General features: G+C 42.0%; 11 protein-coding genes. 10 read left to right on the top strand and 1 reads right to left on the bottom strand.

Going from position 1 to position 16,239, the window contains the following annotated elements:
- Positions 1-13: 13 nt before the first annotated feature.
- The 8 genes from LZG71_RS09630 (at position 14) to LZG71_RS09665 (ending at position 12,713) form a co-directional block, all read left to right on the top strand.
- Positions 14-1,120: a DUF2911 domain-containing protein gene (locus LZG71_RS09630; RefSeq protein ID WP_233819780.1), complete on the top strand. Its 1,107-nt coding sequence runs from the start codon at positions 14-16 to the stop codon at positions 1,118-1,120.
- Between the two features lie 8 nt (positions 1,121-1,128).
- Complete coding sequence (locus LZG71_RS09635) at positions 1,129-3,540, top strand: ABC transporter permease (RefSeq protein WP_233819781.1); 2,412 nt, start codon at positions 1,129-1,131, stop codon at positions 3,538-3,540.
- 120 nt (positions 3,541-3,660) lie between these two features.
- Positions 3,661-6,069, top strand: coding sequence for an ABC transporter permease (locus LZG71_RS09640; RefSeq protein ID WP_233819782.1), 2,409 nt, complete (start codon positions 3,661-3,663; stop codon positions 6,067-6,069).
- A gap of 234 nt (positions 6,070-6,303) precedes the next feature.
- Positions 6,304-6,615 (top strand): hypothetical protein, encoded by a 312-nt coding sequence (locus LZG71_RS09645; RefSeq protein ID WP_233819784.1) that lies wholly within the window; start codon positions 6,304-6,306, stop codon positions 6,613-6,615.
- A gap of 280 nt (positions 6,616-6,895) precedes the next feature.
- The gene (locus LZG71_RS09650; protein WP_233819785.1) at positions 6,896-8,383 is read left to right on the top strand and encodes a capsule assembly Wzi family protein; all 1,488 of its coding nucleotides are present in this window, start codon (positions 6,896-6,898) and stop codon (positions 8,381-8,383) included.
- A gap of 202 nt (positions 8,384-8,585) precedes the next feature.
- On the top strand, positions 8,586-10,985 hold the full coding sequence (locus LZG71_RS09655) for an ABC transporter permease (protein ID WP_233819790.1): 2,400 nt from the start codon (positions 8,586-8,588) through the stop codon (positions 10,983-10,985).
- 66 nt (positions 10,986-11,051) lie between these two features.
- Positions 11,052-11,339, top strand: coding sequence for a hypothetical protein (locus tag LZG71_RS09660; RefSeq protein ID WP_233819793.1), 288 nt, complete (start codon positions 11,052-11,054; stop codon positions 11,337-11,339).
- A gap of 165 nt (positions 11,340-11,504) precedes the next feature.
- Complete coding sequence (locus tag LZG71_RS09665) at positions 11,505-12,713, top strand: hypothetical protein (RefSeq protein ID WP_233819794.1); 1,209 nt, start codon at positions 11,505-11,507, stop codon at positions 12,711-12,713.
- A gap of 57 nt (positions 12,714-12,770) precedes the next feature.
- On the opposite strand, the gene LZG71_RS09670 is transcribed toward LZG71_RS09665, so the two are convergent.
- Positions 12,771-13,256 (bottom strand): GNAT family N-acetyltransferase, encoded by a 486-nt coding sequence (locus LZG71_RS09670; RefSeq protein WP_233819795.1) that lies wholly within the window; start codon positions 13,254-13,256, stop codon positions 12,771-12,773.
- A gap of 235 nt (positions 13,257-13,491) precedes the next feature.
- Between LZG71_RS09670 and LZG71_RS09675 the strand changes: the two genes are divergently transcribed.
- A complete protein-coding gene (locus LZG71_RS09675) occupies positions 13,492-14,064 on the top strand; it encodes an RNA polymerase sigma factor (RefSeq protein ID WP_233819796.1) in 573 nt (190 codons plus the stop codon).
- 531 nt (positions 14,065-14,595) lie between these two features.
- Positions 14,596-16,203, top strand: a complete 1,608-nt coding sequence (locus LZG71_RS09680; protein ID WP_233819798.1) for a T9SS type A sorting domain-containing protein — start codon at positions 14,596-14,598, stop codon at positions 16,201-16,203.
- The last annotated feature ends 36 nt before the right edge of the window (positions 16,204-16,239 follow it).

Below are 16,239 nucleotides of genomic sequence, written 5' to 3' on the forward strand. Positions count from 1 at the left end.
AATGGTAAGAAAAATGAAAGCTGTATCTATTGTATTTCTTCTGCTCTCTCATTGTGTGATTCAGGCGTATTGCCAAATCACTTTACCAGCTGACGGTAATAAAAAGGCTTCCGTTTCTGAAAATATCGGAATTACAACTGTCAGAGTAGATTACAACAGACCGGCAGTAAATGGCCGGGAAGGGAAAATATGGGGTGGTGTAGTCCATTATGGTTTTCAAGATCTTCATTACGGCACCAGCAAAGCAGCTCCATGGCGGGCAGGAGCGAATGAAAACACCACAATTGAATTCAGTACGGAGGTGATGGTTGAAGGAAAAACGGTTTCAGCTGGTAAGTATGGACTTTTTATTGCAATGGGAGAGAAAACGGCTACGCTTGTGCTCTCAAAGTTCAGTACGGCGTGGGGGAGTTTTTATTATGATCCCAAAGATGATGCATTAAGGGTGGAGGTTCCGGTGCAAAATATGAATGAAAGTGTGGAAAGACTGAAATATGAATTTGACCAGCAGACTGAAAATTCTGCAACACTTTCAATGCAATGGGAAAAAGTAAAAGTCCCGATCGCGATTTCGGTAGATCTGCACAGGCTTCAAATCGAATCTTTCAGAAGGGAGTTTAATTCAGGGATTTTCTACCGGTTTTGGCAAAATATGCATACGGCGGCCAACTATTGCCTGGTTAACAACATCAATCTTGAAGAAGGTTTGTCCTGGGCTGATCGTTCGATTAATACTTATTTCGGAGAAGCTAATTTCCTCACATTGTCTACCTATGCCGGATTACTGGAAAAATTCAACAGAAATAAAGAAGCAGATTCTCTGATGAAAAAAGCCATTCCGATGGGAACATCTCTTCAGCTGGTGATGTATGGAAGCAGTTTGAACAAAATGAAAAAGCATGAGCAGGCATTCAAAATCTTTAAACTAAATCATGATAAAAACCCCAAAGAAGTCTATTCCAATTTAGGTATGGTGATGGGCTATTATTTCATGGAAAATAAAAAAGAGGCGATCAGCTACGCTGAAAAGGGAAGGGATATGGCTACCGAAGCAAATTGGAAAAGCTACTTTGGATCTCTGATTGCGGACATGAACGCCGGCAAAGAGATTTTTAAATAATTAAACCCATGCTCCAAAACTATCTAAAGATCGCCTTTCGGAATCTGGTTAAAAACAAAACCTACTCTGGTATCAACATTGGCGGCCTCGCTGTTGGGATGGCTGTCGCCATGCTGATTGGTCTATGGGTTTATGACGAGCTCTCGTTCAATAAATACCATCAGAATTATGACCGTATTGCGCTGGCGATGCAAAATCAGACTGTGGGTGGAGAATTGCATTCTTCTCGTTCCGTTCCCTATCCTTTTGTGAACGAACTGAAAACCAATTATGCTGAAAGCTTCAAACACATCGTTCCAGCCACTCACCCCTCAGAGTCTGTGTTAGCAGCCGGTGAGGTTAAGGTGTCGAAGGTTGGTCAGTTTGTAGGAGCCGATGCGCCAGAGTTGTTTTCATTGAAAATGCTGAAAGGTTCGTGGGCTGGCTTGCAGGAACAGCAGTCAGTTTTGCTCTCGGTGTCCACAGCGGAGGTGCTTTTTGGGAAGTCAGACCCCATGAATCAATTGGTGAGAATAGATATAGATAAAGAGGTGGTTGTAACTGGTGTGTATGAGGATCCTCCTAAAAACTCGGAATTACATGAGGTTCGGTTTCTTGCTTCCTGGGATTACTTTCTTGCCAAAAATACTTACATGGCGCAAAAGCAATGGGATAATCATGCGCTGTTGATGTATGTAGAGATCAAGCCCGAAACTGATTATGCGAAAGCTGATGCGGCCATTAAGGACTCCGAACTCAATGCAATTAAAAAAATCGATAATATGAAGAGTGAAGTGGCAACCAATCCTCAGATGTTCCTGCATCCGATGAGCAATTGGCATTTATATTCTCAGTTTAAAAACGGTATTCTTGATAACGGTCCGGTTCAGTATGTTTGGTTAGTGGGTCTGATCGGATTTTTTGTCCTACTTCTTGCTTGCATTAATTTTATGAATTTGAGCACGGCACGTTCAGAAAAGCGGGGCAAAGAGGTCGGAATTCGAAAAGCGATAGGTTCGAAGCGTATTCAGCTTATTGCGCAGTTCTTTAGCGAGTCATTTCTTGTTGTTTTTATTGCTTTTTTTATTGCAGTTGTAGCTGTAAGTTTATCGTTAAGCTGGTTCAATAACCTCGCTGCTAAGCAAATGGTTATTCCTTGGGCTAATGCTTACTTCTGGCTGTTTAGTATAATTTTTGTCTTCATTACCAGTTTGCTGGCCGGCAGTTATCCGGCATTATATCTGACATCCTTTCAGCCTATCAGGGTTCTGAAAGGTACGATGCGGTTAGGGCGTTTCTCTTCATTGCCTCGCAAAATATTGGTAGCGGTTCAGTTTACCGTTTCAATAACCCTTACTATTTGCACAACAGTTATTTACAGCCAGGTGCAATTTGCCAAAAATCGTCCTGTCGGCTATTCCAGGGATGGTCTTATGATGATCGAAATGAAATCGGAAGAATTTCTCCAAAAATCGGATATCATTCGAAGTGAATTAGAGAATAGTGGTGTAGTTGAAGAAATGGCCTTGTCTCAAAGTCCGGCAACTGGTGTCTGGTCTGCCAACAAGGGTTTTACCTGGGAGGGAAGTCTGTTGGGAAGAGATAATTTTGCGACACTTTCGGTCTCGCCTGAATACGCAAAAACAGTAGGATTGCAGTTCGTAAAGGGACGAAATTTTTCAAAAGATTTTGCTTCTGATTCCATGGGCTTTGTCATCAATGAAACTGCTGCAAAATTGTTCGGCTTTCAGAATCCCATTGGTGAAGCCGTGTTCTGGCAAAGCAAATGGATGACCAACGACCTTCGCAAGCAGTTCAGCATTTTGGGCGTGGTACAAGACATGGTGATGGAGTCTCCATTCGAGAAGGCCAAACCTACTGTTTTCATCCTGATGGGTAATCCGAACTGGATTAACATCAGGCTTAATCCAAATGTAAGTGTAAGTGCAGCCTTACCTAAGATCGAAGAGATCTTCAAGAAACGGATACCATCGGTACCTTTTGAATACAAATTCACCAGGGAAGAATATGACTCCAAATTCCTGGCAGAAGAAAGAACCGGTAAGCTGGTCACTTTTTTTGCCATTCTCGCAATTTCTATTTCCTGTTTGGGGCTGTTCGGTTTGGCATCTTTCGTAGCTGAGCAACGTACCAAAGAAATTGGAATTCGAAAAGTGTTGGGCGCTTCCGTAGCAACTCTTTGGCAAATGCTTTCTAAGGATTTTGCTTTTCTGGTTGTTATTTCCGCCATTATTTCCACACCCATTGCGTGGTATGCCATGCAAGAGTGGCTCACCAAATACAGCTATCGTACTGAAATTTCGTGGTGGATATTTGCGTTGTCCGGAATCGGCGCGCTGGTAATTACATTGCTTACTGTCAGTTATCAGGCAATTAGAGCTGCGCTGCTCAATCCTGTGAAGAGTTTAAGAAGCGAATAAAAAAATCGATAAAAGGTCAAAGAAGCTGGGAAGTGATCATTGACCAAAATACCTGTTTAACATCAGAATGTTTATTCTTGACAAACCAGCCGTTTACCTATAATCCAATTATTCTGTGACATGCTCCAAAACTATCTAAAGATCGCCTTTCGGAATCTGGTTAAAAACAAAACCTACTCTGCTATTAACATTGGCGGCCTCGCTGTTGGGATGGCTGTAGCCATGCTGATTGGTCTATGGGTTTATGACGAGCTCTCGTTCAATAAATACCATCAGAATTATGACCGTATTGCGCAGGTAATGCAGCAGCAGACCTTGGATGGGGAAATCAAAACGGATTTTGGTGTGCCGCTTCCGCTTGCTGGCGCGTTACGGAGTGACTTTGACGGTGATTTTAGTCATGTGATGATCACCTCGTGGCTACAACGGCATATCCTGACTTTCAACGACAAGAAATTTACCAGGCTCGGAAATTTTATGTCTCCCGAGGCGGCAGACATGCTGTCTTTAAAAATGATCCGCGGCACGGCTTCCGGATTGAAGGACCCCGCATCCATTTTGCTTTCAGAATCGGCGGCCAAGGCTTTTTTTGGCAACGCCGATCCGCTTGATAAGACGATGAAGATCGATAATCACATGGATGTGAAAGTGACCGGTGTTTACGAGGATCTTCCTTATAATTCCCAGTTTCAATATCTGTATTTTATCGCTCCGTGGGATTTGTTTGTGTCAACCACCGATTGGGTCAAAGAGGCAAAGGAGAAGAGTGAATGGGGTAATAACTCTTTTCAGATTTTTGTCCAGCTTGCTCCAAATGCTGATATGCAGGCAGTTTCGGACAAGATCAGAGACGTTAAGCGGAGCAGTGCCGATAAAAATGAACAAAAATTTGAGCCGCGATTGCTTTTGCAGCCAATGAGCCGCTGGCATTTGTATTCAGAATGGAGCAATGGCGTAAACGAAGGTGGACGTATCCAGTTTGTGTGGCTTTTTGGTGTGATAGGAATGTTTGTCCTGTTTCTTGCCTGTATCAATTTTATGAATCTTAGTACGGCGCGTTCCGAAAAGCGGGCCAAAGAAGTAGGCATCCGAAAGGCGATAGGTTCGGTACGTGCGCAATTGGTCAGCCAATTTTTCAGTGAATCATTTCTGGTTGTGGGTATTGCTTTCGTGCTGTCATTACTTCTGGCTCAGCTCGTTTTACCCCTTTTCAATTCCATTGCGGATAAGGAAATGGTGATCCGGTGGTCCGACCCCGTGTTTTTAGCCAGCGGAATAGGGTTTAGCTTATTTACAGGTTTTGTAGCAGGAAGCTATCCCGCATTGTATCTATCATCTTTTCAACCTATTAAAGTACTTAAAGGCGCCTGGTCGCCTATTGGCCGCAGCGGTACATTACCTCGAAAAATACTGGTTGTGCTTCAATTCACGGTATCTGTTACACTGATCATCGGAACCATTGTAGTTTACAGGCAAATTCTTCACGCCAAAAACCGGCCCATCGGGTACGAACGGGAAGGCTTGGTAACTATTCCTGTTAACACGCAGGACATTCACCGCCATTTTGATGCTGTGCTCCACGATTTAAAAAAAACAGGAACGGTTGTATCTCTTGCTGAATCGGTTGGTCCGCCAACAGAGGTTTACTCTGCCAACGTAGGTTTTGAATGGAAAGGTAAAGATCCGGGATTGCAATCAGAATTTGCAACCATCGGGATCTCACATGATTTCGGAAAAACGCTTGGCTGGGATTTCATCGCCGGGCGCGATTTTTCGAAATCATTTTCTACGGATTCAACGGGGCTTGTGTTGAACGAAACGGCTGTAAAATACATGGGGTTGGGTAAACCTGATATGGGCTCCGCTGTTGGTGAAACCGTAAAATGGGATGGCAGGAGTTTTAAAATACTGGGTGTTGTGAAGGATATGGTCATGGAGTCACCTTATGATCCTGTGAAGAAAACCATCTTTTATATCCGACCCTGGGGAGGAACTTTCGTGACAGCCAGGATTAATCCGGCTTCCAACGCGGGTGCAGCATTGAAAAATATCGAAGCTGTTTTTAAAAAGTACAGTCCCGATTCTCCATTCAACTATCAATTTGTAGATGAGGAGTACGCTCTGAAATTTGTAGCAGAGGAGCGTATCAGCAAATTGGCTTCCATTTTTGCTGGTCTTGCTATTTTAATTAGTTGCCTTGGTCTTTTCGGTTTGGCTTCGTTTGTGGCTGAGCAACGTACAAAAGAAATCGGTATACGTAAAGTACTTGGTGCTTCGGTGGGTAATCTGTGGCGTTTACTTTCCGGTGATTTTGTGGTTTTGGTTATCGTTTCCTGCCTGCTTTCCATACCCATTGCCTGGTACGCAATGGCTACCTGGCTGGCGTCATATACCTATCATACATCTATTTCCTGGTGGATTTTTGCAGTTGCCGGAGTGGGTGCATTGTCAGTTACGTTACTGACAGTAAGTTACCAGGCAATAAGAGCGGCATTGCTTGATCCTGTGAAGAGTTTAAGAAGTGAGTAAACCATAAATGCCAAAAAATGAAAGCTGTTTCTATTGTCGCTTATCACAGACATGAAGGCGGGGAAATAGATTTTTACATGAGAAATGCGAGTAGAGTTATTGCAGTGTAGAATTTATTATATTGCAATTGTAAAACTTGTATAGCCCATTCTTGTTATGAAGGTACTGGACTTAATCATGTTCATATTCCTGGTTTCGCTTACAGCATGTAAACTAAAAAAGGATATTGTTCCAATGGATACAGTTTTGGGAGGAATTGTGATGTCTGAAACAGGGAATCCTGTTGGTTCTTTTCCGATCTCTATTAATTTTTCATCACAAAAACTTTTTAGTCAAAGCACATTTGCTGATACCACGATTTACTCTGCAAGCAACGGTTCTTTTTATATTAGGAAGGAAATCAAGAGTGACGCAACTATAACTATTGACGAGGATTTCAATAAAAATAATACGTCATGGTATTTATCAGATGTGAGTCCACTGAAAAATTATGCGCCTGGCAGTAATCAAACAGATATTGTTCTTACTGTTGTGAGAAAACCCTAATCCAAGCATAAAGACTATCTATCTCGCTTCGAAATAAATAATTGGATTGTCAGGGACTCCTGCGTATACCTTTTTACCAATCTATTTTTCTCAAACTTTAATCCCTTCAACGGTTTTCTCCGTAGATAACCTGAACCTTTTATGTCCGGTAATAAAAGGTTAACATGCCACGATATGGGTTGCGACGATAAAACATTACATTTATGCTTGTTAGAAGCATGAGCTGAAAACAATATTATAACCACAGTGCGTCGGATGAGCCAATTTTACTAGTTGCTTTATGCATTTTTTTAAAGGGATACTTCTTTTTATTTTTCTTGTTTCCTTCACGCTCAGTGTCGGGCAGTCTATCAGCAAGTATCAGATTGGAGCGGAGATTGAAGCGGGCGGTATATTGTCGTCGGATGAACAAACGCCATTTTGGCTGAGAACCAATCAGTTTGGAGCTATTCCAAAGCAAGCACCGTCAGCATTGATGCAGGGCAAATTATGGCGTGAGTATGCCCGATACGATACGATCACAAAAAAACGCAAAGATTTTGACTGGGGATTTGTTGTAAATCCCGTTGCCAGCTTTGAAAAGGTGAATAAGCTGGGCATCATTTTTCCGGAAGCACATGTTAAGATCAGATATAAGTTCATTGAATTTTTTGGAGGCCGTCGTAAGGAACTTGCCGGGCTTGGTGATTCCACACTCACATCTGGTTTTTATTCGGTTTCGGGAAATGCACTTCCGGTTCCCAAAATTCAGCTGGCTACGGTAGGATATGTACCTTTCGCCTTTAAAAAGTTTGTAGCAGTTAATGCGGCCTTTTCGCATGGCTGGTTCAATAACCCACCTAACATTTACGGTGCCCGCCTGCATCAGAAACATCTTTACTTTCGCTTGGGACGACCGGCTTCTAAATCAAAATTTTACTTTGGTATCAACCATCAGGCAACCTGGGCTGGTCACTCGGATTATTTAAAAGCTCAGCCTGATATGGCGGAAGACGGCAAATTGCCAGACTCCTGGAAGCTATATAAATACCTGGTTTTGGGTTATACACCGAAAGACTGGTATAAAAAATCTGGATTTTCTTCATTCGACAGTTACCGGATCGGTAATCATTTGGGAAGTTATGATGCTGCATTTGAGACCAAAATAAATGGTGACCGCTTGCTATTATATCACCAGCATGCCTTTGAAGACGTGTCGAGCATTGCGTTTCGAAATTTTCCGGACGGGCTGTATGGTATAAATATGGTTCTGAACGATACCAAGATATTCGGGCATTTCCAACTGACCCGACTTACGATGGAATTTCTGACGACAAAGGATCAGTCCGGATCGGAGTTCTACATTACAGGAAGCGTATACCAAGGTGCCGATAATTACTTCAATCATAGCCAGTATATCAGTGGCTGGTCCTACAAGGACGTCGTAATTGGAACGCCATTTATCATTCCGCGTGCCGATCTGGATCTTTCTAAGTCCACCAATCCCCGGTTTTTTCCCAACAATAGGGTAAATATGTTTTATGCTGGTGCTCAGGGTACTTATAAAGACGTGCTGCTGCTTACTTTCAGAGGTTCATTCAGCCGTAATTATGGTACACCGGGCGGAGACTTTTTTCCCCCGCGTAATCAGTTTTCATCACTTTTGGCTGCTCATCTAAAGCTGAAAGGCCTGTCCAATACCTCCATTCTGGCTAAGCTTTCTGTTGACAGAGGCGAATTATTCAGAAATTCTTACGGAGGATATCTTGGTATCAGAAAAACATGGTAGCTCCCTCTCTTTCACTTGCTAATCCTTGTTCATAGCTGAACTAAGATGTTCATTTTCGGACGTTTGTAAGAGTTTATTTGCAATTAAAGTATTGATAATGAGTTAATTGATTTATTTGGCATATTTTTGGTAACTGTCCTGGCAGGCCAGTTTTTATTATCCCAGCTCATCTTGTCGAGACTGTTATTTACCCCATAGGATTATGCTAAAAAATTACTTCAAAATCGCTTTCCGTAATATCTGGAAAAATAAAGTCTTTTCATCGATCAATATTGTCGGTCTGGCGATAGGGATGGCCGCATTCATCGTCATTATGGTATTTGTTCTCTATGAAAAGAGCTTCGACAAAGTCCATGCTAAGAATATCTACAGGCTCAATGAAGTTCAGAACTACGAAGGTATGGTAGCGCCGCAAAAAGTAGCCCTATCCATGTTTCCCATGGGGCCAACCCTGAAGAACGATTATCCGGAAGTCCGGAATTTTGTGCGCATTAACAATATGTCCCAGGTTTTGCTGGCTGCGAAAGATAAAAAAATAGAATTGCCTCAGGGATTTTTCGTGGATTCCAACTTTTTTGAAATGTTCGATTTTGAACTGATAAAAGGTGAAAAAAGTACAGTTTTGAAAGAGCCAAAAAGCGTAGTGCTGACGCAAAAGAGTGCGGAAAATCTATTTGGTAAAGAGAATCCGATCGGTCAGTCGGTGACGAGGTATGCACGCGATACAACAACTTTCAAAGTGACCGGTGTGATGAAGGATGTGCCTGCCAATTCTCACTTGCAATTCGATGGACTGTTTTCTTTTAGTACTGTCATCAAGCCAGAATTCATGGACAGATGGGGAGGAAACTGGCTGGTAACCTATCTTGAACTTGCACCTGGTGCCAACGTTGCAGCTTTGGAAAAGAAGTTTCCTGCCTATCTTAAAAAATACATGAAAGAAGGCGGATGGAAATATTATGAGCTTTTCCTGCAACCACTGGCCAATGTCCATTCCGGATCGGTAGATATTACCCACGACTATCAGAATTTCCATAAGTTCAGCCGCACTTACACGTACATGTTCTCGGTAATTGCCATGATCGTGTTGGTAATCGCCTGTGTCAATTTTATGAACCTGTCGACTGCCCGTTCTGCGGGGCGTGCCAAAGAAGTTGGTGTCCGTAAATCGATTGGTGCGCAAAGGTTCCAGCTTGCCAATCAGTTTATTGGCGAATCGGTTTTACTGGCTTTGGTGGCTTCGGTTTTGGCAGTAGTTTTGGTGAAGCTCGCTTTGCCTGCGGTTGCTCGTTTCAGTCAGAGAGAACTTGACTTCTCGTTCTTTACTGATCCTGTTGTTCTGCTTACGACACTGGGTGCTGCAACGCTTATTGGGGTTTTCTCCGGTCTCTATCCAGCGGTTTTCCTCTCATCTTTTGAGCCTGTTAAAGTATTGAAAGGTAAGATTGGTACCACTAAAAGTACATTCAGAAACACGTTGGTTGTTGCTCAGTTCAGCAGTGCGGTATTTCTCATCATCGCAACCGGATTTGCTGTGAAACAACTTGATTTTATGCAGCATAGAGATCCGGGTTTTGAAAAAGATCAAATCGTCATTATACCGCTCGACTCCAAATCACAGCCCAAATATGAGTCACTTAAGCAGGAACTTCTTGCGAGTTCTTTTGTAGAAAGTGTCACAGGATCGGGTCAGCGTCTGGGTAATAACCTGCATCAAACTGGTGTCACTTTCAAAGGGGATGGTCCGGTGCGGGAAATGGCTTCCTCGCAGGTGATTGTGGATCCGGATTATCTTTCTTTATATAAAATTAAGCTGGTTGCCGGACGCAATTTTACACACGACGAATCCGATAATGCCAGAACTTATATAATCAATGAATCTCTTGCCAGGGAATTATTGAAGGATCAACCCAATCAAAACATTCAGGCGCTTGTTGGTAAGCCTTTTGGTTTCAGTGGAATGGATTCCCTTGGTACCATTGTTGGTATAGCGAAGGACTTTAACTTCAATTCGTTACACCATAAAATTGAAACACTTTGCCTGTTCAACCAGAAAGATTGGGGTTATGGTGAAATGTCGGTAAAAATCAAGGGCAAAGATGCGACTCAGGCCGTTGCGGCTATTGGTAACATCTGGAAAAACCAGGTGCCTGAGAAGGAGTTTACATATTCCTTTCTGGACGAACATTTTAAAGAATTGTATCAGGCTGACGGTCAGGTGAGTAAAATTGTTGGGATTCTCGCCGGACTTGCCATCTTCATCTCGTGTCTGGGACTATTCGGTCTGGCTTCCTATTCAGCTGAGAGGAGGGTGAAGGAAATTGGGGTTCGCAAGGTAATGGGAGCTTCTGTTCCGGGAATTGTGGCGCTGCTGTCAAAGGATTTCATGAAGCTCGTGCTTATCTCAATTCTGATAGCAATGCCGTTTGCCTGGTTTTTGGTTCGATACTGGTTGCAGGATTTTGCTTACAGGATTGATATTCAGTGGTGGATTTTTGCCGGAGCCGGATTAATGGCCATTTTGATTGCACAATTGACAGTCAGTTTTCAGAGTATAAAAGCAGCATTAAATAATCCTGTTAAATCACTTCGATCAGAGTAGGGGTGGAGAGCAGGGAGCATTGTGAAAGTCGACTTTTGCCTTATACCTTATCCAAATTCCAAACTTATGAGCCATATAGCTATACCAATCCCAAACTTGCCAGGCAAGCAAGATATTGAAGTTCAGGTGATTATTAATGGTCTTAAACAGCAATTGCATTACAGGGTTGAGCTTTTCTACTGGGAAAATTGCTCCAATCCGATGGGTCACCGCGCAGATTGCATCAGTGAAATGCTTGCGCATCATGATCCTGAGTGGACGGTCTATTACATTGGTGCACCCACGGATGAATTCGTCCCGATCACTTTTGTGAAAAATGAGAGCAGGAACTTGATTAAGCAAGCGACAGCCTGATTTGTAATCGAAAAATAAGGTTTTTATAGCCAGTACGTGCATTAAGGCATGTGCTGGCTTTTTAGTTAACAAGTTTTTCATAACAGAAAATAATATTTGCATCATTGTTGCATTAAAGAAAGTCGTTTCTATATTTGCATCATTGTTGCACATAAATGAAGAACTATGAAGAGGAATTTATTAAGAACACTATTAGCCATGACAATTATTTCAGGTTTTACAGCCTGCGATAACGACAAAGAGGAGACAGTGACGCCGGTCACCGAGAGTGAATACAAGTTCATCAGGATACTGGTGAATGATGAACTTACCAGGCAGATTTCTCTGGTTGATCCTGTTAAATTGACCACTGAATCATTTGAAGCGCTTTATCCTAAATCGGCACTGTACAATACGCAGGCAGGTCGTTTTGGTGCTTTGGTAAATGGCGCAAACAATCACGTGCAGCTCTTTGACACAGGTTTTGAAGGACATGGAGATCATGTAGATGTGAAAGGAACTCCTAAATTTGGCGCCTTAACCGGCAATGGAAACAAGCCTACGCATTTTAAAAGCAAAGGGGATGAAATAATCACGTTCAATGATGGTGATGGAACTTTGAGCATTGCAAAAGAGTCGGAATTTCATGTAGCTGGGTCGAAAATGACCACAATAAATGCCGGTAATAAAGCCCACCATGGCGCAATGACCAAGTTTGACAACGGGACCTATGCCATTACTGAAAAAGACGAATCGGTGGCGGGTACACTTCCTGAGCGGGTTAAAATAGTAGATGCAAGCGGTAAAACTTTGTTTGCGTCCACGGTTCAGACCAAAGGACTTCACGGCAATGCGACAGATGGGAAGATATCGCTTTTTGGCTCATCGAGCGGCATTCTGGTGGTGGAGCCGTCCGGTGCACAAAGGTTAATTCCGCATCCTGAAAAATTCGGAACAGCCTGGTTTGGCTCAATTCTGGAAGCCAAAGGAGCGAATAAATTCATCGGTTATTCTGCTGCGGTAGGCGCGTATATCATTGATGTGCAGGCAAACAGTGTTACGCCCATTGTAGAAAGTACGGACCTTATGCAGGTAAAAACAGACTACGCAGGTAATAATCTCATTGCTTTTTTTCACAATGGAGAGGTTAGGGTTTATGATTTAAAAAGCAATGCAGTGAAAAAGAGCGGTTCTGTGATTGCTGCCGTTGCCAAGGATGAAACTCAAAAACCACAAATTGAAGCAACATCAAAGTACTTATACGTAACACAGCCCAAGTCAGGCGAGTTGCTGCAAATTGATATCAATGATTTTACGAAAGTCAAAAAAGTAAAAGTTTCTGCTACGCCATACAGATTAACTATACTGGGTATAGAATCCGACGAGAGTCACTAATTGAGAGAACTTGTTGTGTGGTCGGACCTTATAAGTCCGGCCACTTTTTTATTTCCTTTAGACTTCCGGCTGAGTAAGATCCTTTTGAAAATATACCACACCATCATAAGGATTGTAGTTATAAGGCGTGGTCTCCCTGAAACCGAAAGACTGATACAAGGCGACGGCTGCCGGCATCTTCGGACCTAATGTATCCAGTTTAATAATCTGATAATTCAGATTTTTTCCTTCCTGAATGAGCGTGCCAAGAAGCATCTTTCCAATTCCCTTCCCCTGAAATTCAGGCTTGATAAACATTCGTTTTACTTCACAGGTGTGTTCATTTTCAATTTGCCTTAATCCTGCTACACCTACATAGGTGCTATTATCTTCCACCAGAAACAGTGCGCCCGATGGTGAACCGTACATAACCGGAATTGTTTTAAGTTCTTCCTCGAAGTTCTGAAATGATAAAGTGAAGTCCAGAGAATCAGCATACTCCTTAAAGAGGTAAGCTCCTGATTCGTACTGTTGCTGGGTTGTAGCTTTTACAATTGCTGGCATGATATCAATTTGGTCCGTTAAAGACGTATTAGTTGTGAATTATAGCCTGTTGGAGTGAATCTGAAAAAATTGATCCTGAGTTGGTTAAGTCATTATTGGGCTTTTCCCCAGTTTGACCAATAGTTTGCTCATAGAATATTGAACTGGTGCTGGAATGGAATTGATAACATTGTTTTGAGATGATAGGAATGTACGTTGCAAAGTTACAGGCTATTTAAAAAAAACAGTATTTAAAATGAGTAGTAAGCTTACTTATACTGAATCGGAGTTGATTGTTCGGCTCAAAGCGAATAGCAAAGATGCTTTCGAATATCTGTATGAGCGTTATTCGGCCGCATTGTTTGGGATTATTTTGAAGGTGGTCAAGGATGAGGAGAAGGCTGCTGACGCTATGCAGGATACATTTTTGAAAATCTGGAAAAACATTGGAAGCTACAACCCGGAAAAGGGCACTTTATTCACCTGGATTCTCAATGTAGCGCGCAACACGGCCATTGACAAATTACGAATGGACGTTAAAGTGAGGAAGGTTGTGAATTGGGAACAAGTACATGAAACAGAATTACTTCCGGTCGCAATCTATAATCCCGCTGTTTCACTTATTGACATAAGGGCTATTGTAGCAGGCTTACTTCCTGAGCGCCGCTTGTTGATAGAAATGGTGTATTTCGAAGGTTATACACATGAAGAAACAGCTGAAAAGTTAAGCATACCTTTAGGTACGGTGAAATCACGAATTCGAAAATCTCTTCAGGAATTGCGTGGAGTATTCGGAGCAGATGTTATCGAACTCAAATTGGCCGGTTGAAAGCTAAGAGCCTGTTTTCGATTCTTTTCCACAACGAGCTCACCGCTCGTTTTTTTTGCTACACCCGTATGCCGTTGGGCTGCTACGTTTATGGTATTTGCTCAGATTTATAGTATTTATTCAATGTTTTGTTCGGTGATTATGCTGGTAGTTCTAACAAGCGTCACAAATCGGCTTTAGGGAGGTGGTAAAACCTGGCAACCAACATGGTTCCGTGTTTTAGCTAGATGCTGGGAAATGTGTTATTGGAATAGTTCAACTTTGTTGTTTTTGTTCTTTTTGTTTCATTTTTGATACTTAGGAAGATGTAAAATTTGTAATTTATTGATTATTATATAATTATATGTTTGAAAGGTCTTAAAGTAATTCTATATGCAGTACTAATATTAGTTCAATTTTAAGCATAGAAGTAATTTTTATCACTTTGTAATATATAAAAAATCCTATTTTTTTCTTGCATGTTGAGTAGATGCTGAACTATATTTGTCGCTGTAATCCTACAAAGTAAATTCGCAATCTAGTCTCATCCTTATGAAGAAAATCGCTACACTCCAATCATTAACATTTTTTATTATCGCATTTTGTCTATTTTCGGTAAAGACGAACAGCTTTGGTAATAATTTGACTCTGGCAGCAGCCACTACCGCTGACATTGCCACAACAGACAACTGTAACTGCAATGGAAATGAATTGCTTAATAGCAGTTTTGAATCCTATAAGCAGGTGAAAGACGTATGGGTCCCTACGGACTGGAAGTACGAAGGGAATTTTACATTGGACAACGCATATGATGTATGTGGTAATTATAATGGCCTATTGAGCGGTTCGGGATCATTTTCACAGGAATCGGCAAATGTGGTACCAGGCAGCAAGGTTACGCTTAATATTTATGGAGGGTACCACGCCTTTGCCAACCATTATTTTAAATTGATTTTTCTTGGAGCTGGTGGTGAAGAATTGTTGGTTGTGAAGCAGAAGCTTGATAAATCTTTGAGTGAAAATGGTAACAAGTTAAAAAAATACACCCTTATAGGAACTGCTCCGGAAGGAACACTGAAAGTTAAGGTGTTGGGAACTGCAACGGGGAATTGGTTTAAGGTAGACGTAGCTTGTTTGAACATTGAGCAGCCTGCGTATGTATGTAATGACTGTGAAGATAATAAGCTTAAAAACCCAAGTTTTGAAGAAACAAAATCTTCCGATGGCAAAGAGGTGCCTAAGGAGTGGACTGGTAATCGTTTTGTTAAAGACGGAGCATATGTTGTTTGCGGAAGTAAAAGCGGGTTAATCAATAGTGGTGCAGGTAGTTTTTATCAGGATGTAGAAGCCCTGGCCGGAAGTAAAGTGACACTTAAGATATGGGGAGGATACCATAACAAAAGAAATCACAAATTCGAACTGCAGTTTTTTGCCAAAGGAGGTTCTGAACCTATTTCTTCCGTTTCCGTGGAGCTCGATAAGTCAGTAGAGGAATTGAAAGGAAGGCTTAAGCAATACAAAATTGATGCTCTCTCTCCTGTGGGAACTGCGTTTGTACGTGTAGTAGGCTCTTCTACTGGTGATTTTTTCAAAGTTGATGCAGCTTGTCTTACTATTTTCGGAGGCTCATTACCAGTGAAACTGGTTGGTTTCAAAGCAGCAAAATCTGAAAATTCGGTAAAACTTGCATGGAGCACGGCTTCTGAAAGTAATTCCAGATCATTTGAAATTCAGCAAAGTGTAACAGGCAATAACTGGCAGACATTAGGAGAGGTTGCTGCAAAAGGTGAAAGCAGCGCAACTGCCAATTATGATTTCGTTCATAACACACCAGCTTCCGGCAACAACCTGTATCGCCTGAAAATGATTGATGCTGATAATACATTTGCTTACAGCAGCATCGTAAGTGTGAAATTTGAAGGTACTTCTGAAATAGCATTGTACCCGAACCCCGCAACGGACTATATGACGGTGAAGTCATCGGGCGCCACGCTTTCAAATGTGAAAATTTACAACACGAGCGGAGTGCTTGTTAAGAATGCAGCTCCGGACGCTTCCAATAAAATCCAGCTTGGTGATTTGAAATCAGGCAGATATATTGTGAAGATTAATGATATCAGCGGTGCAGTTACAACCAAACACATCGTGGTTGTGAAGTAGCAGGTCAATTCTTTACTCAGCCTCAATATAAAGAGA

Origin of the sequence: Dyadobacter sp. CY312 (assembly GCF_021390535.1) — a bacterium.
GTDB lineage: Bacteria > Bacteroidota > Bacteroidia > Cytophagales > Spirosomataceae > Dyadobacter.

Coding starts and splice junctions, on each gene's coding strand:
- LZG71_RS09660 (WP_233819793.1), top strand. CDS start 11,052: ATGAGCCATATAGCTATACCAATCCCAAACTTGCCAGGCAAGCAAGAT.
- LZG71_RS09655 (WP_233819790.1), top strand. CDS start 8,586: ATGCTAAAAAATTACTTCAAAATCGCTTTCCGTAATATCTGGAAAAAT.
- LZG71_RS09645 (WP_233819784.1), top strand. CDS start 6,304: ATGGATACAGTTTTGGGAGGAATTGTGATGTCTGAAACAGGGAATCCT.
- LZG71_RS09680 (WP_233819798.1), top strand. CDS start 14,596: ATGAAGAAAATCGCTACACTCCAATCATTAACATTTTTTATTATCGCA.
- LZG71_RS09630 (WP_233819780.1), top strand. CDS start 14: ATGAAAGCTGTATCTATTGTATTTCTTCTGCTCTCTCATTGTGTGATT.
- LZG71_RS09670 (WP_233819795.1), bottom strand. CDS start 13,256: ATGCCAGCAATTGTAAAAGCTACAACCCAGCAACAGTACGAATCAGGA.
- LZG71_RS09640 (WP_233819782.1), top strand. CDS start 3,661: ATGCTCCAAAACTATCTAAAGATCGCCTTTCGGAATCTGGTTAAAAAC.
- LZG71_RS09635 (WP_233819781.1), top strand. CDS start 1,129: ATGCTCCAAAACTATCTAAAGATCGCCTTTCGGAATCTGGTTAAAAAC.
- LZG71_RS09650 (WP_233819785.1), top strand. CDS start 6,896: ATGCATTTTTTTAAAGGGATACTTCTTTTTATTTTTCTTGTTTCCTTC.
- LZG71_RS09665 (WP_233819794.1), top strand. CDS start 11,505: ATGAAGAGGAATTTATTAAGAACACTATTAGCCATGACAATTATTTCA.
- LZG71_RS09675 (WP_233819796.1), top strand. CDS start 13,492: ATGAGTAGTAAGCTTACTTATACTGAATCGGAGTTGATTGTTCGGCTC.